Origin of the sequence: Leclercia sp. TB492 (assembly GCF_049974505.2) — a bacterium.
Lineage (GTDB): Bacteria > Pseudomonadota > Gammaproteobacteria > Enterobacterales > Enterobacteriaceae > Enterobacter > Enterobacter adecarboxylatus_C.
The window spans coordinates 1557835-1577373 of the sequence record NZ_CM127572.1; the positions used below are offsets into that span (position 1 = coordinate 1557835).

Sequence of the window (19539 nt, forward strand, 5' to 3'; positions counted from 1 at the left end):
TGCGGGAGGTGTTAAAAAGGCCCCACTTGCGTGGAGCCTTTATTGTACGCGTTTTACGGCGTGATTTCAGTCAAAACCACTTACATGGACTGAGTGAAAGTACGGGTAATAACGTCTTTCTGCTGTTCTTTAGTCAGCGAGTTGAAACGTACTGCGTAGCCAGAAACACGGATGGTCAGCTGAGGATATTTCTCAGGATGTTCCATCGCATCGAGCAGCATTTCACGGTTCATAACGTTCACGTTCAGGTGCTGACCACCTTCGATGGACGCTTCGTGATGGAAGTAACCGTCCATCAGACCCGCGAGGTTGGTTTTACGTACTTCGTCGTCTTTACCCAGCGCATTTGGCACGATAGAGAAGGTGTAAGAGATACCATCTTTCGCGTAAGCAAACGGCAGTTTCGCAACGGAGGTCAGAGAGGCAACTGCACCTTTCTGGTCACGGCCGTGCATTGGGTTAGCACCTGGTCCGAATGGCGCGCCAGCACGACGACCGTCTGGGGTGTTACCGGTTTTCTTACCATAAACCACGTTAGAGGTGATGGTCAGAACAGACTGAGTCGGGATAGCGTTACGGTAGGTGGTCAGTTTCTGAATTTTCTTCATGAAACGTTCTACCAGGTCAACCGCCATGTCATCAACGCGCGCGTCGTTGTTACCAAACTGCGGGTATTCGCCTTCGATTTCGAAGTCTACAGCCAGGCCGTCTTCGTCACGAATCGGTTTAACTTTTGCATATTTGATAGCAGACAGGGAGTCAGCTGCAACAGACAGACCTGCGATACCACATGCCATGGTGCGAACAACGTCACGGTCGTGCAGCGCCATCAGAGAGGCTTCGTAGCTGTACTTGTCGTGCATGTAGTGGATGATGTTCAGCGCGGTGACGTACTGTTTAGCCAGCCAGTCCATGAAGTGATCCATGCGATCCATGACTTCGTCGAAGTTCAGGACGTCGCCTTTGATCGGCTCAGACTTAGGACCAACCTGCATTTTCAGTTTTTCATCAACGCCGCCGTTGATTGCATACAGCATGGTTTTCGCGAGGTTAGCACGCGCACCGAAGAACTGCATTTGCTTACCAACAACCATTGGGCTTACGCAGCAAGCGATCGCGTAGTCATCGTTGTTGAAGTCAGGACGCATCAGGTCATCGTTCTCATACTGCAGAGAAGAGGTGTCGATGGACACTTTAGCGGCATATTTTTTGAAGTTCAGTGGCAGTTTTTCAGACCACAGAACGGTGATGTTCGGCTCCGGAGATGGCCCCATGGTGTACAGGGTGTTCAGGAAGCGGAAGCTGTTTTTGGTGACCAGAGTACGGCCATCCACGCCCATACCGGCGATAGATTCAGTTGCCCAGATTGGGTCACCGGAGAACAGTTCATCATACTCAGGGGTACGCAGGAAGCGAACCATACGCAGTTTCATGACCAGGTGGTCAATCATTTCCTGAGCGTCTTGCTCGGTGATTTTGCCTGCTTTCAGGTCACGTTCGATGTAAGCATCCAGGAAGGTGGATACACGACCGAAGGACATTGCTGCGCCGTTCTGAGATTTAACCGCTGCCAGGTAACCGAAGTAGGTCCACTGGATAGCTTCCTGAGCGTTGGTTGCAGGACCGGAGATATCGCAACCGTATTTCGCTGCCATCTCTTTGATCTGACCCAGCGCACGGTGCTGTTCGGAGATCTCTTCACGCAGACGAATAGTCGCTTCCAGGTTTACGCCGTTTTCCAGATCGGATTGCAGGGACAGGAACTGTGCGTATTTGTCTTTCAGCAGGAAGTCGATACCGTACAGGGCAACGCGACGGTAGTCACCGATGATACGGCCACGGCCATACGCATCTGGCAGACCGGTCAGAACACCTGATTTACGGCAGTTCAGGATGTCTTTGGTGTAAACGTCAAATACGCCCTGGTTATGGGTTTTGCGGTATTCGGTGAAGATTTTCTTCAGCATTGGGTCCAGCTCGCGATCGTACGCTTTGCAGGAGCCTTCAACCATTTTGATACCACCGAACGGGATAATCGCACGTTTCAGTGGTGCTTCAGTTTGCAGACCAACAATCTTCTCGAGGGATTTATTGATATAACCCGCATCGTGAGAAGTAATGGTGGATGCAACGGAGGTGTCGAAATCAACAGGCGCGTGAGTGCGGTTTTCCTGCTTAACGCCTTCCATAACGCTGTCCCACAGGGCAGTGGTTGCGTCGGTAGCACCGGCCAGGAAGGATTCGTCACCTTCATACGGGGTGTAGTTTTTCTGGATGAAGTCACGAACGTTGACTTCATTCTGCCAATCACCTTTGGCAAAACCTTCCCATGCTGTGGCTAACTTTTCATTAAGTTCGGACATGTAACACCTACCTTCTTAAGTGGATTTTTTATTTACTGCCTGAGAAAACCATTAATGATGGTTATCGCCACGCAGGTAAATGACCCAGTATGTCAACCCAACCAACAGACCACCGCCAATAATGTTCCCGATTGTGACTGGGATCAGGTTATCAGTGATGAAGTTCATAACGGTCAGATGAGAGAAACTTTCCGGGCTGGAACCTACTGCGGTCCAGAACTCCGGGCTGGCAAAATCACGGATTACAATACCCAGAGGTATCATAAACATGTTTGCAATACTGTGTTCAAAGCCGCTGGCAACGAACATGGCGACTGGCAGAACCATGATCATGGCTTTGTCCATCAGGCTGCGTCCGGAGTAGCTCATCCAGACGGCCAGGCAGACCATCAGGTTGGCGAGAATGCCAAGCGCAACGGCTTCAATAAATGTGTGATGTACTTTGTGGTCGGCGGTTTGCAGGACGTTAAGCCCCCACGCGCCGTTGGCGGTCATATATTCACCCGACAACCACATCAACAGGACAAACAGCAGGCAACCAATCAGGTTTCCAACGTAAACGTTGAGCCAGTTTTTTGCCAGTTGGCCCCAGGTGATCTTACCGCTGGCTTTCGCGACGACGATAAGAACCGTTGAGGTAAAGAGGTCAGCGCCGCAGATAACGCACAGGATCAGACCCAGTGAGAAACAGATGCCGCCGATCAGCTTAGCGATACCGAAAGGCATCCCGGCAGTACCGGTGGTGGCGGTGATATAGAAAACAAAGGCAATGGAGATGAACACCCCGGCAGTGATGGCCAGGAAGAACGTCGTCATCGGTTGTTTCGTTGCTTTATAGACACCCGCTTCTTCGGCAACTTTCGCCATTGCAGCTGGGAGTAAAAGATCAAAAGGGTTGTCAGCTTTCACACTAACTCTCTCTTTATTAAGTCGGCGACGAGATACTAACAAAGCATTATAGAAGAGAAATTGATGTAGATCATATCTCGCCTGGCTTATAGGCCCGCAAAGCGCGTGGTTTTCCAGCGAATGCGGTGTAAGTATTTGATTATCCGTATAAAAATAAATTTTAAAAGTTACAAAATGAGTTGATTTTTTTCTTCTGACCTTCCCCCGGGCAGTTAATTAGAATGGAGTATTTCATATAAAAAGTAACAATAACCGCCAGGTCGCCATTATTATAGCTACCAATATTTAACTTTATTATTACAACTAAAACTTATTGCCGCAGAAATAAAAAACGGGGCAATAAAAATCGCCCCGTAATATAACGTAGGCGATTGTATACGCCTACTGTTTGTCATGTTATTTAACGTTATTTAGCCCAGAAAGCGCTTTTGGCCTTCTGCAATTTCTCATAGGCCTTCAGCAACGACTGGTGAGCAGGGAAGGCTTTCAGATCGCTGTCCACCGCCTGCAGGCCGTGGAATGGCGCTTCGCCGCTCAGGGCTGCGCTGGCGTTCTCTACCGCTTCGGCGCCGTACATACGGGTAAAGGCGTTAAGATACTGCAGCGGCTCACGATCCTCTTCCTGCGACAGCAACAGCAGCGTCTGCAGGCAGCGGTAGTAGTTCGCACGCTCTGCGCTGAAGACCGAGGCGTTGAACTCGATGGTCCACTCAGTCCAGATCAGCGCCTGCTCCAGGTCGCCGCCCGCCAGCGCCAGCATCGCTTTCAGCTCACCGATACGCAGGGTGTACCAGCCGTTGTCTTTGCCCGTCGCCAGGCCCAGCAGCTCGCGCACGCGGGTGAAGTCGTCGTGGCCTTCGTCGTCCAGCTGGGTGATGAGGTTCAGGTAGTCCTCTTTCTCCCACGCGCTCTCCGGCAGCGCCAGCAGGGTTTCGCGCAGGTGCGCACCCATGCTGTTGTTCGCCAGCCACAGATCTTCTACCGGATAGATATCGGACATGCCCGGAACCAGAATACGGCAGGCGTACACGCCCAGGTGTTCGTAATCGGCGATATACACTTCCTGGTCTTCAGCAGTGAAGATCGCCATCAGCGTGGCAAACTCTTCTTCCGTGGTGCCCGCGAAGCTCCAGTCAACGAACGGATAATCCGCGTCCTGCTTGAACATATCCCAGGAGATAGAGCCGCTGGAGTCGATGAAGTGCGTCTCCAGGTTGGCGTGCTCAGCCACTTCTTCGTCATCGAAGGTCGGCGGGGTGAACACGTCGAGATCTTTCAGGCTACGACCCTGCAGCAGCTCGGTAACGGTACGCTCCAGCGCCACGCCGAAGTCCGGGTGCGCGCCGAACGAGGCGAAGCAGGTGCCGTTCGCCGGGTTGAACAGCACCACGCAGATCACCGGGTACTTACCGCCCAGAGAGCCGTCATAGGCAAAGATTGGGAAACCTTCGGCTTCCAGTTTGGCAATGGACTCCACCACGCCCGGATAGCGGGCCAGCACGTCAGCCGGGATCTCCGGCAGGCTGATGGATTCCGCGATAATGCGGTTCTTTATATGACGCTCAAACACCTCGGACAGGCCCTGAACGCGCGCTTCGTTGCGGGTATTACCTGCGGACATGCCGTTGGAGACATACAGGTTGCCGACGATGTTCATCGGAATATAGACGGTTTGCTCGTCAGACTGACGGGTAAACGGCAGGGCGCAGATACCGCGATCCTCGTTACCTGATTGCAGATCGATCAGCATGCTGGCGGTCAGCTGATTTTCCAGATCGTAGAACGCGCGCAGACGATCGTCGAGGATCCCTTCCGGCAGCTCGTCATCTTCGGTCAGCGGGAACCATTTTTCATTCGGGTAGTGAACGAATGGGCCATTCGCCACGGTGTCGCCCAGCCAGAAATCGGCAAAGAAATAGTTGGTGGACAGACGCTCAAAATACTCACCCAGCGCAGAGGCCAGCGCCGCTTTTTTGGTCGCGCCTTTGCCATTGGTAAAGCACAGCGCGCACTCTTTATCGCGAATATGCACGGACCAGACGTGGGGAACCGGGTTGAGCCAGGAGGCCTCTTCGATATTAAAACCCAGGTCGGTCAGTTTTTGCTGGAAGCGAGCGATGGAATCTTCCAGGGCGGCGTCTTTGCCGGGGATAAACGTTTGAGTCATGGCGATCACTTATATCGTACGGAAAGCGCGCAATGATACGGGTTTTGCATGACAGGCGCTATCTCCCCGGCGGTTTCGGCGAAAATAAAAGGCTGGGCTATGCTTATATTGAGTAACCTACTGTAAAGGAATATAAAAATGGAAGCATTCGATCTTCAACGAATGGCCTTTGATAAAGTACCCGTTGAGTTTTTAGGCGAGGTCGCGCTGCGAAGTCTCTATACCTTTGTGCTGGTTTTCCTGTTCCTTAAACTTACCGGGCGGCGCGGCGTGCGCCAGATGTCGCTCTTCGAAGTGTTAATCATTCTGACGCTGGGGTCGGCGGCGGGTGACGTGGCGTTTTATGACGATGTGCCGATGATCCCGGTCTTTATCGTGTTTGTCACCCTGGCGTTGCTCTACCGGCTGGTGATGTGGTTGATGTCGAAAAGTGAAAAGCTGGAAGATCTGCTGGAGGGGAAACCGGTAGCCATTGTCGAAGAGGGCAAGCTGGCCTGGGAAAAAGTACAGCGCGCCAACATGACCGAGTTTGAGTTCTTTATGGAGCTGCGGGTGAGCAGCGTCGAGCAGCTTGGGCAGATTAAGCTTGCCATTATGGAGACCAACGGGCAGATAAGCGTCTACTTTTACGAAGATGACCAGGTTAAGCCCGGGTTGTGCATATTGCCGGATGAATTTGTGGAACGTTTTATGACCATACCGGAAGTCGGCGAGTATGCCTGCCGACGCTGTGGTCATGTTGAGACTCTATCGGCCGGGGCACATCAATTATGTCCACGCTGCACGAATCCGGAATGGACGAAGGTTAGCCGGGCCAAACGCATCACCTGACAGCCATTTTGTCGGTTTTGTGACAGCCCGCTGGCAGAATGTATTGTGTGACGGCGGGCACATTTTCCGGGTCATAAGTTTTAGACATTGCGGCGCGTGTCACTGAATGATAAAACCGATATCCACAGTTATAACTTATTGCTTTTAGCGTGGTGAGGGGAAATGGCTCAGGTCTTTAATTTTAGTTCAGGTCCGGCAATGTTACCGGCGGATGTGCTCAAACAGGCTCAACAGGAGCTGTGTGACTGGAACGGTCTTGGCACGTCGGTGATGGAAGTCAGCCACCGTGGTAAAGAGTTTATTCAGGTGGCAGAAGAGGCAGAAGCAGATTTTCGTTTCCTGCTGAATATCCCCTCAAATTACAAAGTATTATTCTGCCACGGCGGCGGACGCGGTCAGTTCGCGGGCATCCCGCTGAACCTGCTGGGTGACAAAACCACCGCGGATTACGTTGATGCCGGTTACTGGGCGGCCAGCGCAGTAAAAGAAGCGCACAAATACTGCTCCCCGAACGTGATTGATGCCAAAGTCACCGTGGACGGGTTACGCGCGGTGAAGCCGATGAGCGAATGGCAGCTCTCCGCGGATGCGGCCTACCTGCACTACTGCCCAAATGAGACCATCGACGGGATCGCCATTCACGAAGAGCCGAACTTTGGCGAGAACGCGATCGTTACGGCGGACTTCTCCTCCACGATTCTCTCGGCGCCGCTGGATGTCAGCCGCTATGGCGTGATCTACGCCGGCGCGCAGAAAAATATCGGCCCGGCCGGTCTGACCCTGGTGATCGTCCGTGAAGATCTGCTGGGTAAAGCCCACAAATCCTGCCCGTCGATTCTGGATTACACCGTGCTGAACGACAACGACTCCATGTTCAACACCCCGCCGACCTTTGCCTGGTACCTCTCTGGCCTGGTCTTTAAATGGCTGAGAAACAACGGCGGCGTGGCGCAGATGGATAAGATCAATCAGCAGAAATCTGAGCTGCTGTACAGCGTGATCGACGGCAGCGACTTCTACCGTAATGACGTTGCCAAAGCGAACCGTTCCCGCATGAACGTGCCGTTCCAGCTGGCCGACAGCAATCTCGATAAGCTGTTCCTGGAAGAGTCCTTCGCCGCAGGTCTGCACGCGTTGAAAGGCCACCGCGTCGTGGGCGGAATGCGTGCGTCTATTTATAACGCTATGCCGCTCGAAGGCGTTAAGGCACTGACCGACTTCATGACTGACTTCGAACGTCGCCACGGTTAATCACGCCCGTGTTTATTCCCCCGCGGCCTGGCTGCGGGGTTTTTATTATGTTGAATTGAGAGTTAAGTTTCATGGAATCCCTGACGTTACAACCTATCGCGCGGGTAGATGGCACCATTAATCTGCCTGGTTCAAAAAGTGTCTCGAACCGCGCTTTGCTGCTGGCAGCGCTGGCAAACGGCACCACTGTTCTTACTAACCTGCTGGACAGCGATGACGTTCGCCATATGCTCAATGCGCTGAAAGCGTTAGGAGTCCACTATACCCTGTCCGCCGATCGCACCCGCTGCGAAGTGACGGGCAATGCCGGGGCGCTGCACTCTGCTGACGCGCTGGAACTGTTCCTCGGCAATGCCGGTACGGCAATGCGCCCGCTGGCGGCGGCCCTGTGCCTGGGCAGCAACGACATTGTGCTGACCGGCGAGCCACGCATGAAAGAGCGTCCGATTGGCCATCTGGTGGATGCGCTGCGTCAGGGCGGCGCGCAGATTGATTATCTGGAGCAGGAAAATTATCCGCCGCTGCGTCTGCGTGGGGGCTTTACCGGTGGCGAAGTGGCGGTGGACGGCAGCGTCTCCAGCCAGTTCCTGACCGCGTTGCTGATGACCGCACCGCTGGCGCCACAGGACACCACTATCACTATTAAAGGTGAGCTGGTTTCCAAACCCTATATCGATATCACCCTGCACCTGATGAAGACCTTTGGCGTTGAGGTTGAAAACCACAGCTACCAGTGTTTCGTGGTGCGCGGTGGGCAGCAGTACCAGACGCCGGGTAACTACCTGGTGGAAGGCGATGCCTCGTCTGCCTCTTATTTCCTTGCTGCGGGCGCCATTAAAGGCGGCACCGTCAAAGTGACCGGTATTGGCCGCAACAGCGTGCAGGGCGACATTCGCTTTGCCGATGTGCTGGAGAAGATGGGCGCGGTGGTCACCTGGGGCGATGACTTTATCTCCTGCACGCGCGGTGAACTGAACGCCATCGATATGGACATGAACCATATCCCCGATGCGGCGATGACCATTGCCACGGCGGCCCTGTTCGCCAAAGGCACGACCACAATGCGCAACATCTACAACTGGCGTGTAAAAGAGACCGATCGCCTGTTTGCGATGGCCACTGAGCTGCGTAAAGTAGGTGCCGAGGTGGAAGAGGGCGAGGACTACATCCGCGTTACGCCACCGGCCCAGCTGCAGGCTGCGGAAATTGGTACCTACAACGACCACCGGATGGCGATGTGCTTCTCGCTGGTGGCGCTGTCGGATACGCCGGTTACCATTCTGGATCCGAAATGCACCGCGAAAACCTTCCCGGACTATTTTGACCAGCTGGCGCGTATCAGTACGCTTGCCTGACGCTTCTCTGCCGCACCGCCCGGTGCGGCAATTAATTACTTACACTTCATGACGCTGTCATCGTCCAATTCTTCTACACTCAGCTTCAATCATTCCGTAATTTGCACGCAAAGGTAACAGTTGTGCACGTTGACGCGTATAATGCGCGGCGTTTACACAACGGTATGCCTAATTTAAGGAGAAAAAGATGACGGCAATTGCCCCGGTTATCACCATTGACGGGCCGAGTGGCGCAGGTAAAGGTACTCTGTGCAAAGCGATGGCGGAAGCATTGCAATGGCATCTTTTAGATTCGGGCGCAATCTATCGTGTGCTGGCGCTGGCTGCTCTGCATCACCATGTTGATGTGGCCTCTGAAGAGGCGCTGGTGCCGCTGGCCGCCCATCTGGACGTGCGTTTTGTCTCCACCAACGGCAATCTGGAAGTGATTCTGGAAGGGGAAGACGTGAGCGGTGAGATCCGCACCCAGGACGTGGCGAATGCCGCCTCTCAGGTCGCTGCATTCCCGCGCGTTCGCGAGGCGCTTTTACGCCGTCAGCGCGCCTTCCGTGATGCTCCCGGCCTGATCGCCGACGGACGCGACATGGGAACCGTGGTTTTCCCTGATGCGCCGGTCAAAATTTTCCTCGACGCTTCCTCGGAAGAGCGTGCGCAGCGCCGCATGCTGCAGTTGCAGGAAAAGGGCTTTAGTGTTAACTTTGAACGTCTTTTGTCTGAGATAAAAGAGCGCGACGATCGCGACCGCAATCGCGCCGTTGCACCACTTGTTCCTGCAGATGATGCATTAGTTCTGGATTCTACCAGTTTAACTATTGAGCAAGTGATTGAAAAAGCGCTACAATATGCGCGCCAAAAACTGGCAATCGCGTAATCGCGACCGATTTAGCAGTACCCCCGCTGCAATGGATTGACGGCGGGTATGTGAAACAACCCCATCCGGCACGGAGCCAGGTGGACGTTAATATTAACCTGAAGATTAAACATGACTGAATCTTTTGCTCAACTGTTTGAAGAATCCTTAAAAGAAATCGAAACCCGTCCGGGTTCCATCGTTCGTGGTGTTGTTGTTGCTATCGACAAAGATATCGTACTGGTTGACGCCGGTCTGAAATCTGAGTCTGCCATTCCGGCAGAGCAGTTCAAAAACGCCCAGGGCGAGCTGGAAATCCAGGTTGGTGACGAAGTTGACGTTGCTCTGGATGCAGTGGAAGACGGCTTCGGTGAAACCCTGCTGTCCCGTGAAAAAGCTAAACGTCACGAAGCTTGGATCACGCTGGAAAAAGCTTACGAAGAAGCTGAAACTGTGGTCGGTGTTATCAACGGCAAAGTTAAAGGCGGCTTCACTGTTGAGCTGAATGGTATTCGTGCGTTCCTGCCAGGTTCACTGGTAGACGTTCGTCCAGTTCGTGACACCCTGCACCTGGAAGGCAAAGAGCTTGAGTTCAAAGTAATCAAGCTGGACCAGAAGCGTAACAACGTTGTTGTTTCCCGTCGTGCCGTTATCGAATCCGAAAACAGCGCAGAACGCGATCAGCTGCTGGAAAACCTGCAGGAAGGCATGGAAGTCAAAGGTATCGTTAAGAACCTCACTGACTACGGCGCATTCGTTGACCTGGGCGGCGTTGATGGCCTGCTGCACATCACCGACATGGCGTGGAAACGCGTTAAGCACCCAAGCGAAATCGTGAACGTGGGCGACGAAATCACTGTTAAAGTGCTGAAGTTCGACCGCGAGCGTACTCGTGTATCCCTCGGCCTGAAACAGCTGGGCGAAGATCCATGGGTTGCTATCGCTAAACGTTACCCAGAAGGTACTAAACTGACTGGTCGCGTTACCAACCTGACCGACTACGGCTGCTTCGTTGAAATCGAAGAAGGCGTTGAAGGCCTGGTTCACGTTTCCGAAATGGACTGGACCAACAAAAACATCCACCCATCCAAAGTTGTTAACGTTGGTGATGTAGTGGAAGTTATGGTTCTGGATATCGACGAAGAACGTCGTCGTATCTCCCTGGGCCTGAAGCAGTGCAAAAACAACCCATGGCAGCAGTTCGCGGAAACCCACAACAAGGGCGACCGTGTTGAAGGTAAAATCAAGTCTATCACTGACTTCGGTATCTTCATCGGCCTGGACGGCGGCATCGACGGCCTGGTTCACCTGTCTGACATCTCCTGGAACGTTGCAGGCGAAGAAGCAGTACGTGAATACAAAAAAGGCGACGAAATCGCAGCAGTTGTTCTGCAGGTTGACGCAGAGCGTGAGCGTATCTCCCTGGGCGTTAAACAGCTCGCAGAAGATCCGTTCAACAACTGGGTTGCACTGAACAAGAAAGGCGCAATCGTAAACGGTAAAGTGACTGCAGTTGACGCGAAAGGCGCAACCGTAGAACTGGCTGACGGCGTTGAAGGTTACCTGCGCGCTTCTGAAGCTTCACGTGACCGCGTTGAAGATGCAACTCTGGTTCTGAGCGTAGGCGACGACGTTGAAGCTAAATTCACCGGCGTTGACCGCAAAAACCGTGCAATCAGCCTGTCTGTTCGTGCTAAAGACGAAGCTGATGAGAAAGATGCAATCGCAACTGTTAACAAACAGGAAGATGCAAACTTCTCTAACAACGCAATGGCTGAAGCTTTCAAAGCAGCTAAAGGCGAATAAGTTACTCGTAGAGTAACTTGACAGATTGCAGGATTCGTCCTGTAATCAATAACAAAGGGCGGCTACGGCCGCCCTTGTTTAAGCTGTTTAGCTAATGGGTTTGAAGGAACCGGAGGAATCATGACCAAGTCAGAATTGATTGAAAGACTTGCCAGCCAGCAATCGCACATACCTGCTAAAGCAGTGGAAGATGCCGTAAAAGAGATGCTGGAGCATATGGCGACCACTCTTGCACAGGGCGAGCGCATTGAAATCCGCGGTTTCGGTAGTTTTTCTCTGCACTATCGTGCTCCACGCACCGGGCGTAACCCGAAGACTGGCGACAAAGTAGAGCTGGAAGGTAAATACGTTCCACACTTTAAGCCGGGTAAAGAACTGCGCGATCGCGCCAATATTTACGGCGACTGAGTTTGGCCTGCGGGCGAAACTGAGTAACCTCAAGAAAGCACCTGCGGGTGCTTTTTTTGTTTCTGTTTTGCCGATCCTGAATCGACGCTGCAAGTTTTGCGGTCGGTTGCTGCAAACCGATCGTTTCCCGCCAGTCTGCGCCGCAACCTCACATTTCCCTGCCTGACAAACCACGCGACCCGCCGCACACTGCCCTGATACAGGGAGGTGTGAATGTGCTTGTCAACGCTCGCGACATGTCTGATCCTGGCCATCTTACCGCTGCTGTGGTTGCCCGCGCTGCCGGAGTTGACGGTACTCCAGGCCATAATCGTCGTCGGGGTCCCGCTGGCTTTAATTCGTCATCAGATTGCGCGCTATTTGGGCTTCTGGCTGCTCTTTTTTGCCTGGGGCGGGCTTGCCGCGCTGGGCGAAGTCTGGCCGATGCAGCATCTGACCAGCGGGCCGCAGAAGGCTGAGCTGGAGATCCTGGCGACCGGGAGCGACACGATGTACCAGGCCCGCATTGTCCGGCTTAATGGCAGAACGATGCTGCCCGCGGTGGGCGTTACGCTGTATGGCAACGCGCTGCCGCAACCCGGCTGTGCGGGACAACGCTGGAAGATGACCTTGTCCTTAAGGCCCGTTCATGGGCAGCTTAACGAAGGAGGATTCGATGCCCAGCGCTATGCCCTGACGCAGCATCAGCCGCTGACCGGGCGTTTTACCCACGCAGACGTGGTCGATGTCCGCTGCAGCTTACGCGCCCGATATCTTGCCACCCTGACAGCCAGGCTCTCGTCTTATACCTGGGGCCCGGTCCTGCTGGGGCTGGGCATGGGAGAGCGTCTGTCGGTGACGCCTGACATTAAAAATCTGATGCGGGAAACGGGCACGTCGCATCTGATGGCGATCTCGGGATTGCACATTGCGCTGGCGGCGTCGGTCATCTGGCTGCTGGTGCGGGGTGGGCAGTATTTTATTCCGGTCCGCTGGGTGGGCTGGCGAGCCCCCCTGGTGGCAGGATTCTGTTTTGCCGCTTTTTATGCCTGGCTCACCGGGATGCAGCCCCCCGCGCTGCGCACCGTCGTCTCGCTGGGGGTATATCTGGCGCTGCAGCTGAGCGGCCGTCTCTGGTCGCCCTGGCAGGTATGGCGGATCTGTATTGCCGCCATTCTGCTGGTCGATCCGCTGGCGGTATTATCCCATAGCCTTATGCTGTCGGCCTTTGCGGTGGCGGGACTGATTTTCTGGTATCAGTGGATGCCCAGACCCCGTTTATCCGGGCCGTGGGTAGTCAGGGCAGTGGTGAATCTACTGCACCTGCAGCTTGGCATGCTTTTACTGTTGCTGCCGGTGCAGGTGCTGGTCTTTCACGGGTTTAGCCTGTCATCGCTGGTGGCGAACCTGGTCGCGGTACCGCTGGTGACCTTTATCTCTGTACCGCTCATTTTGCTGGGGATGTGGTTGCATCTTGGGATATGGCCCCTCGCGGAACATAAGGTCTGGACGCTGGCAGATGGCTCACTGTCCCTGTTGTTTAATTTCTTAACTACGCTGCCCGACGGCTGGATCCCGGTCGATAAACGCTGGCTGTGGCTGACCCTGCTACCCTGGGGAGCCATTATCGCCTGGCGGATGCGCGGCATAAAAGCCTGTCCGGTTGTCTGTGTCTCGGCACTGGTGCTGGCGGCCAGTCCGTTATGGCGGGTGAACAAAACGGAAGGCTGGGCGGTGCATATGCTGGATGTCGGGCAGGGGCTGGCAGTGGTTATTGAGCGACAGGGGAAAGCGATTTTATATGACACCGGTCCGGCGTGGCCGGGCGGGGACAGCGGGCAACGGCTGATTATCCCCTGGCTACGCTGGCATCACTTGCGTCCGGAGGGGGTGATTATCAGCCATGAACACCTGGACCATATCGGTGGGCTGGCATCGCTACGCGAGGCGTGGCCGAACATGTGGATACGCAGCCCGCTGCGCCGGGACGGACATGATCCCTGTTTTCGCGGCGAACGCTGGCAATGGCAGGGGCTGACCTTCAGCGCGCACTGGCCCCTTGCCACCGCTCCGCAGCGCGGCAACAACGGTTCCTGCGTGGTCAAAATTGAGGATGGTACCCATAGCCTGTTGTTAACCGGGGATATTGAGGCGCAGGGAGAAAAAGCGATGCTCAGTCGTCACTGGCAATATCTTGCGTCTACACTTATCCAGGTGCCGCACCACGGCAGTAATACCTCGTCGTCACTTCCTCTGGTGCAGCGCGTAGGTGGGCGTATCGCTCTGGTGTCGGCATCCCGCTACAACGCGTGGCGACTGCCCTCGAACAAGGTGGCTCGCCGTTACAGAAAGGAGGGGTATCTCTGGCTAACAACCCCCCGATCCGGGCAAATCACGGTTTCCTTTTCGCAACATGGCTGGCAAATCCAACGCTTACGGGATCAAATTTTACCCCGTTGGTATCATCAGTGGTTTGGCGCGCCCGGAGATAACGGGTAGAATATGCGGCTATTTCAACAAATGCTGGTTTTTTGAATGCATAACGACAAAGATCTCTCCACGTGGCAGACCTTCCGCCGACTCTGGCCGGTGATTGCACCCTTCAGAACGGGCCTTATCGTGGCGGGCGTAGCGTTAATCCTCAACGCAGCCAGCGATACCTTCATGTTATCGCTCCTCAAACCGTTACTGGACGACGGTTTTGGTAAAACGGACCGCTCAGTGTTGCTCTGGATGCCACTGGTGGTTATCGGCCTGATGATTTTACGCGGCATCACCAGCTATATCTCCAGCTACTGCCTCTCCTGGGTATCGGGCAAAGTCGTCATGACCATGCGCCGTCGCCTGTTCAGCCACATGATGGGCATGCCGGTAGCGTTTTTCGATAAGCAGTCCACCGGTACCTTGCTGTCGCGTATTACCTACGACTCCGAGCAGGTTGCCTCCTCCTCCTCCAGCGCGCTGATCACCGTCGTGCGTGAAGGGGCCTCAATCATTGGCCTGTTCGTCCTGATGTTCTGGTACAGCTGGCAGCTGTCGCTGATCCTTATCGTACTGGCGCCGATTGTGTCGATAGCGATCCGCGTTGTCTCCAAACGTTTCCGCAGCATCAGTAAGAACATGCAGAACACGATGGGGCAGGTAACTACCAGCGCGGAGCAGATGCTGAAAGGGCACAAAGAGGTGCTCATTTTTGGTGGTCAGGAAGTGGAGACCAAACGCTTCGATAAGGTCAGCAATAAGATGCGCCTGCAGGGGATGAAGATGGTTTCCGCCTCTTCCATCTCCGATCCGATTATTCAGCTTATCGCCTCTCTGGCACTGGCCTTTGTACTTTATGCCGCCAGCTTCCCGAGCGTGATGGAAACCTTAACCGCCGGTACCATTACCGTCGTCTTCTCGTCAATGATCGCCCTGATGCGCCCGCTGAAGTCGTTAACCAACGTTAACGCCCAGTTCCAGCGCGGGATGGCCGCCTGTCAGACGCTGTTCGCTATTCTCGATTCCGAACAGGAAAAAGACGAAGGCAAACGCGTGATCGAGCGTTCAACCGGCGATGTTGAATTCCGCAACGTGACCTTTACCTATCCGGGTCGTGATGCGCCTGCCTTGCGTAACATCAATCTGAAGATCCCGGCAGGGAAGACCGTGGCGCTGGTGGGCCGCTCTGGCTCGGGTAAATCGACCATCGCCAGCCTGATCACCCGCTTCTACGATATTGATGAGGGTGAGATCCTGATTGATGGCCACGATCTGCGGGAGTACACCCTGAGGTCGCTGCGTAATCAGGTCGCTCTGGTTTCGCAGAATGTGCATTTGTTCAACGACACCGTCGCCAATAACATTGCGTATGCCCGTAACGAAGAGTACAGCCGTGAGCAGATTGAAGCGGCGGCGCGGATGGCCTACGCCATGGACTTCATCAATAAGATGGATAACGGCCTGGATACCATTATCGGTGAAAATGGCGTGCTGCTCTCCGGCGGTCAGCGCCAGCGTATCGCCATTGCCCGTGCGCTGCTGCGTGACAGCCCGATCCTGATCCTCGATGAAGCCACCTCGGCGCTGGATACGGAGTCCGAACGCGCCATCCAGTCTGCGCTGGATGAGCTGCAGAAGAACCGTACTTCGCTGGTAATCGCACACCGCCTGTCGACCATCGAAAAAGCCGACGAAATCGTGGTGGTGGAAGATGGCTACATCGTCGAGCGCGGCAGCCATACCGATCTGCTGGCGCATCAGGGCGTGTATGCGCAACTTCATAAGATGCAGTTTGGCGCATGATTGCCCGCATCTGGTCCGGTGAGTCTCCGCTCTGGCTGCTGCTGTTGCCGCTCTCCTGGCTGTATGGCCTGGTCAGCGGCCTGATTCGTCTCAGCTATAAAGCGGGGCTCAAACGGGCCTGGCGTGCCCCGGTACCGGTGGTGGTGGTGGGTAACCTCACCGCCGGCGGCAACGGTAAAACGCCGGTGGTGATCTGGCTGGTGGAACAGCTGACCAGACGCGGTATCCGCGTGGGGGTTGTCTCCCGGGGATACGGCGGTAAGGCGGAGCGCTATCCACTGTTGTTGACCCCGCAAACCACCACCGCAGAAGCGGGGGATGAGCCGGTGCTGATCTTTCAGCGCACCGGTGCGCCGGTGGCGGTCTCGCCGGTGCGTAGCGAGGCGGTTCAGGCTCTGCTGAACCAGACGGATGTGCAGATTGTTATCACCGACGACGGGCTGCAGCACTACGCCCTGGCCCGGGACAAAGAGATTGTGGTGATTGACGGCGTGCGCCGCTTTGGTAACGGCTGGTGGTTACCCGCCGGGCCGATGCGCGAGCGTGCGTCTCGCTTACATTCTGTGGATGCGGTCATCGTCAACGGCGGTACGGCGCAGGCGGGAGAGATCCCGATGCAGCTGCGCCCTGGCCTGGCCGTGAATCTGCTGACCGGCGAGCGGCGTGATGTCGCCGAACTCCCTGGTCTGGTGGCAATGGCCGGTATTGGTCATCCCCCGCGCTTTTTCTCTACTCTCGAAGCCTGCGGTGCCCGGCTTCTCAACAGGGTGCCGCTGGCCGATCATCAGGCGCTGAGCCTGTCGCAGGTTGCAGGTTTTACCGCACCCGGCCAGACGCTGATCATGACCGAAAAAGATGCGGTGAAATGCCGGTCGTTTGCCCGCGACAACTGGTGGTATTTACCGGTTGATGCTGAGCTGCAGGGCGAACAGCCTGAACGACTGCTACAGGAACTGATTGCCCTCGCAGGAGGGGGTAACGGGGTTTCTCCCGCGCACTAACTGACAGGACATGGCATGGCTTTACCGCAACTCACGCTTTCAGCCGCACGTCATCTTCATCTTGCCGCGCAGGGGCTTTTGAAAAAGCCCCGCCGCCGCGCGCAGCCCGCCGATATTCTTACCACCATCCAGCGCATGTCGCTGCTGCAGATCGACACCATCAATATCGTCGCCCGCAGCCCGTATCTGGTCCTGTTCAGCCGTCTCGGTCACTATCAGCCCGAATGGCTGGATAATGCCCTGCGTCAGGGCGAGCTGATGGAGTACTGGGCGCACGAGGCGTGCTTCCTGCCGCGCAGCGATTTTGCCCTGGTGCGTTACCGGATGCTCTCCCCCGACAACATGGGCTGGAAATACCGTCAGGCCTGGATGCAGGAGCACGCGGAGGAGATTGACCAGCTTATCGCCCATATCCATGAAAAGGGTCCGGTACGTTCCGCCGATTTTGAACACCCCCGTAAAGGGGCCAGCGGATGGTGGGAGTGGAAGCCGCACAAACGCCATCTTGAGGGGCTGTTTACCGCCGGGAAAGTGATGGTGGTCGAAAGGCGTAATTTCCAGCGCGTTTACGATCTCACCCACCGGGTGATGCCGGAGTGGGATGACAGCCGGGATATGCTGACCCAGGCGGCGGCCGAAGCCGTGATGCTGGAAAACAGCGCCCGTAGCTTAGGCATTTTTCGCCCCCGGTGGTTAGCCGATTATTATCGCCTGCGCCAGCCGGCGCTGGCTCCGCTGCTTGAACGCTGGCAGGCGCAGCAGCAGGTGGTGCGCGTCGAGGTGGAGTCTCTGGGAGAGATGTGGCTGCATGTCGATCTGCTGCCGCTGCTTCCTCTCGCCGAAGAGGGAAAACTCACCGCCACCCACAGTGCCGTCCTGTCGCCGTTTGATCCGGTGGTCTGGGATCGCAAGCGCGCCGAGCAGCTGTTTAATTTCAGCTACCGGCTGGAGTGTTATACCCCAGCCCCGAAACGCCAGTACGGCTATTTCGTCCTGCCGCTGCTGCACAAAGGACAGCTGGTCGGGCGGATGGATGCCAAAATGCACCGTAAAACCGGTGAGCTGCAAATTATCGCCCTTTATCTGGAAGAGGGCGTCCGGGTCAGTGCCGCGCTGGAGAAGGGGCTCACTGCCGCCATCAGCGATTTTGCGGGCTGGCAGGGGGCAACACGGATCGCGCTGGGCCATCTTCCCGACGGACTTTTTGCCGCCTGTCGAAGTGGCTGGGAAATAGACGCGGTCTGAAAAAGGAATATGGTAAGCTTTACCGATCATTGATACGGAGGAACTATGGATCACCGTTTACTGGAAATTATTGCCTGCCCGGTGTGCAACGGCAAACTCTACTACAGCCAGGATAAGCAGGAGTTAATCTGCAAACTGGACAGCCTTGCCTTCCCCCTGCGCGACGGCATTCCCGTCCTGCTGGAAACCGAAGCCCGTTCGCTGGCGGCAGAAGAGAGCAAACCATGAGTTTTGTTGTCATTATTCCGGCGCGCTTCGCCTCCACGCGTCTGCCGGGTAAACCGCTGGTCGACATCAACGGTAAGCCGATGATTGTCCACGTGCTGGAGCGTGCGCGCGAGTCCGGCGCTGAACGGATTATTGTCGCCACCGATCACGACGACGTGGCGCGTGCGGTTGAAGCGGCGGGTGGCGAAGTGTGCATGACCCGCGCCGATCACCAGTCCGGTACCGAGCGTCTGGCGGAAGTGGTTGAGAAATGCGGTTTCAGCGACGACACGGTGATTGTCAACGTGCAGGGCGATGAGCCGATGATCCCGGCGGTCATTATTCGCCAGGTGGCAGAGAACCTCGCCCAGCGTCAGGTGGGCATGGCGACGCTGGCCGTGCCGGTGCACAGCGCCGAAGAGGCGTTTAACCCCAACGCCGTGAAAGTGGTGCTGGACGGTGAAGGCTACGCGCTCTATTTCTCCCGCGCAACTATTCCCTGGGATCGCGATCGCTTTGCAGCCTCCCGCGAAGAGATTGGCGACAACATCCTGCGTCATCTGGGCATTTATGGCTATCGCGCCGGTTTCATTCGCCGTTACGTAACCTGGCAGCCGAGCCCGCTGGAGAACATCGAGATGCTCGAGCAGCTGCGCGTGCTGTGGTACGGCGAGAAGATCCATGTTGCCGTCGCGCAGAAAGTCCCTGGTACAGGCGTTGATACACCAGAGGATCTCGCCCGCGTTCGCGCCGAGCTTCGTTAATCCCCGTCATCCCCTCATCCGGGGGGATGCTTTTCTTCCGAATTTCTTCATCAGAATCGCCTCACAAGAGTGACATCCGCCCGCCACGCGCTCATTATAAAAGCAGTAGTCTTAATGGG

At 55.5% G+C, this 19539-nt stretch carries 15 protein-coding genes; 12 read left to right on the forward strand and 3 right to left on the reverse strand.

From position 1 onward, the window contains the following. Positions 1-80: 80 nt before the first annotated feature. The 3 genes from pflB to ycaO form a co-directional block, all read right to left on the reverse strand. Positions 81-2363 (reverse strand): formate C-acetyltransferase, encoded by a 2283-nt coding sequence (pflB, locus tag ACP4QI_RS07235; RefSeq protein ID WP_142488913.1) that lies wholly within the window; start codon positions 2361-2363, stop codon positions 81-83. Positions 2364-2414: 51 nt separating this feature from the next. Continuing rightward, a complete protein-coding gene (gene focA, locus ACP4QI_RS07240) occupies positions 2415-3272 on the reverse strand; it encodes a formate transporter FocA (RefSeq protein WP_142488914.1) in 858 nt (285 codons plus the stop codon). A gap of 406 nt (positions 3273-3678) precedes the next feature. After that, positions 3679-5439, reverse strand: a complete 1761-nt coding sequence (gene ycaO / locus ACP4QI_RS07245; protein WP_285128197.1) for a 30S ribosomal protein S12 methylthiotransferase accessory factor YcaO — start codon at positions 5437-5439, stop codon at positions 3679-3681. A gap of 138 nt (positions 5440-5577) precedes the next feature. Between ycaO and ACP4QI_RS07250 the strand changes: the two genes are divergently transcribed. The 12 genes from ACP4QI_RS07250 (at position 5578) to kdsB (ending at position 19420) form a co-directional block, all read left to right on the forward strand. Further along, positions 5578-6270: a DUF421 domain-containing protein gene (locus tag ACP4QI_RS07250; protein ID WP_285128196.1), complete on the forward strand. Its 693-nt coding sequence runs from the start codon at positions 5578-5580 to the stop codon at positions 6268-6270. 162 nt (positions 6271-6432) lie between these two features. Beyond that, positions 6433-7521 (forward strand): 3-phosphoserine/phosphohydroxythreonine transaminase, encoded by a 1089-nt coding sequence (gene serC / locus ACP4QI_RS07255; RefSeq protein ID WP_142488917.1) that lies wholly within the window; start codon positions 6433-6435, stop codon positions 7519-7521. 71 nt (positions 7522-7592) lie between these two features. Further along, positions 7593-8876 carry a 3-phosphoshikimate 1-carboxyvinyltransferase gene (gene aroA / locus ACP4QI_RS07260; RefSeq protein ID WP_285128195.1) on the forward strand — a complete coding sequence of 428 codons (1284 nt, stop codon included), beginning with the start codon at positions 7593-7595 and terminating at the stop codon, positions 8874-8876. A 187-nt stretch (positions 8877-9063) separates the two neighbouring features. After that, positions 9064-9747 (forward strand): (d)CMP kinase, encoded by a 684-nt coding sequence (gene cmk / locus ACP4QI_RS07265; protein WP_032617356.1) that lies wholly within the window; start codon positions 9064-9066, stop codon positions 9745-9747. A gap of 111 nt (positions 9748-9858) precedes the next feature. Further along, positions 9859-11532, forward strand: a complete 1674-nt coding sequence (gene rpsA, locus ACP4QI_RS07270; protein ID WP_032617357.1) for a 30S ribosomal protein S1 — start codon at positions 9859-9861, stop codon at positions 11530-11532. A gap of 120 nt (positions 11533-11652) precedes the next feature. Further along, entirely contained in the window at positions 11653-11940 is a 288-nt protein-coding gene (gene ihfB / locus ACP4QI_RS07275) for an integration host factor subunit beta (RefSeq protein WP_032617358.1), read from the forward strand. Between the two features lie 213 nt (positions 11941-12153). Further along, the gene (locus ACP4QI_RS07280) at positions 12154-14418 is read left to right on the forward strand and encodes a ComEC family protein (protein ID WP_426494969.1); all 2265 of its coding nucleotides are present in this window, start codon (positions 12154-12156) and stop codon (positions 14416-14418) included. Positions 14419-14454: 36 nt separating this feature from the next. Continuing rightward, positions 14455-16203, forward strand: coding sequence for a lipid A ABC transporter ATP-binding protein/permease MsbA (msbA, locus tag ACP4QI_RS07285; protein WP_032617360.1), 1749 nt, complete (start codon positions 14455-14457; stop codon positions 16201-16203). Further along, positions 16200-17204, forward strand: coding sequence for a tetraacyldisaccharide 4'-kinase (gene lpxK, locus ACP4QI_RS07290; RefSeq protein ID WP_285128193.1), 1005 nt, complete (start codon positions 16200-16202; stop codon positions 17202-17204). Before msbA ends, lpxK begins: the two co-directional genes overlap by 4 nt. A 15-nt stretch (positions 17205-17219) precedes the next feature. Then, positions 17220-18449 (forward strand): winged helix-turn-helix domain-containing protein, encoded by a 1230-nt coding sequence (locus ACP4QI_RS07295; RefSeq protein WP_426494968.1) that lies wholly within the window; start codon positions 17220-17222, stop codon positions 18447-18449. Positions 18450-18494: 45 nt separating this feature from the next. After that, positions 18495-18677, forward strand: a complete 183-nt coding sequence (gene ycaR, locus ACP4QI_RS07300; protein WP_039029479.1) for a protein YcaR — start codon at positions 18495-18497, stop codon at positions 18675-18677. Continuing rightward, on the forward strand, positions 18674-19420 hold the full coding sequence (gene kdsB, locus ACP4QI_RS07305) for a 3-deoxy-manno-octulosonate cytidylyltransferase (RefSeq protein WP_426494967.1): 747 nt from the start codon (positions 18674-18676) through the stop codon (positions 19418-19420). The genes ycaR and kdsB overlap by 4 nt, the downstream gene beginning before the upstream one ends. Positions 19421-19539: the final 119 nt, after the last annotated feature.

Coding starts and splice junctions, on each gene's coding strand:
- pflB (WP_142488913.1), bottom strand. CDS start 2,363: ATGTCCGAACTTAATGAAAAGTTAGCCACAGCATGGGAAGGTTTTGCC.
- ycaO (WP_285128197.1), bottom strand. CDS start 5,439: ATGACTCAAACGTTTATCCCCGGCAAAGACGCCGCCCTGGAAGATTCC.
- ACP4QI_RS07250 (WP_285128196.1), top strand. CDS start 5,578: ATGGAAGCATTCGATCTTCAACGAATGGCCTTTGATAAAGTACCCGTT.
- serC (WP_142488917.1), top strand. CDS start 6,433: ATGGCTCAGGTCTTTAATTTTAGTTCAGGTCCGGCAATGTTACCGGCG.
- aroA (WP_285128195.1), top strand. CDS start 7,593: ATGGAATCCCTGACGTTACAACCTATCGCGCGGGTAGATGGCACCATT.
- cmk (WP_032617356.1), top strand. CDS start 9,064: ATGACGGCAATTGCCCCGGTTATCACCATTGACGGGCCGAGTGGCGCA.
- rpsA (WP_032617357.1), top strand. CDS start 9,859: ATGACTGAATCTTTTGCTCAACTGTTTGAAGAATCCTTAAAAGAAATC.
- ihfB (WP_032617358.1), top strand. CDS start 11,653: ATGACCAAGTCAGAATTGATTGAAAGACTTGCCAGCCAGCAATCGCAC.
- ACP4QI_RS07280 (WP_426494969.1), top strand. CDS start 12,154: ATGTGCTTGTCAACGCTCGCGACATGTCTGATCCTGGCCATCTTACCG.
- msbA (WP_032617360.1), top strand. CDS start 14,455: ATGCATAACGACAAAGATCTCTCCACGTGGCAGACCTTCCGCCGACTC.
- lpxK (WP_285128193.1), top strand. CDS start 16,200: ATGATTGCCCGCATCTGGTCCGGTGAGTCTCCGCTCTGGCTGCTGCTG.
- ACP4QI_RS07295 (WP_426494968.1), top strand. CDS start 17,220: ATGGCTTTACCGCAACTCACGCTTTCAGCCGCACGTCATCTTCATCTT.
- ycaR (WP_039029479.1), top strand. CDS start 18,495: ATGGATCACCGTTTACTGGAAATTATTGCCTGCCCGGTGTGCAACGGC.
- kdsB (WP_426494967.1), top strand. CDS start 18,674: ATGAGTTTTGTTGTCATTATTCCGGCGCGCTTCGCCTCCACGCGTCTG.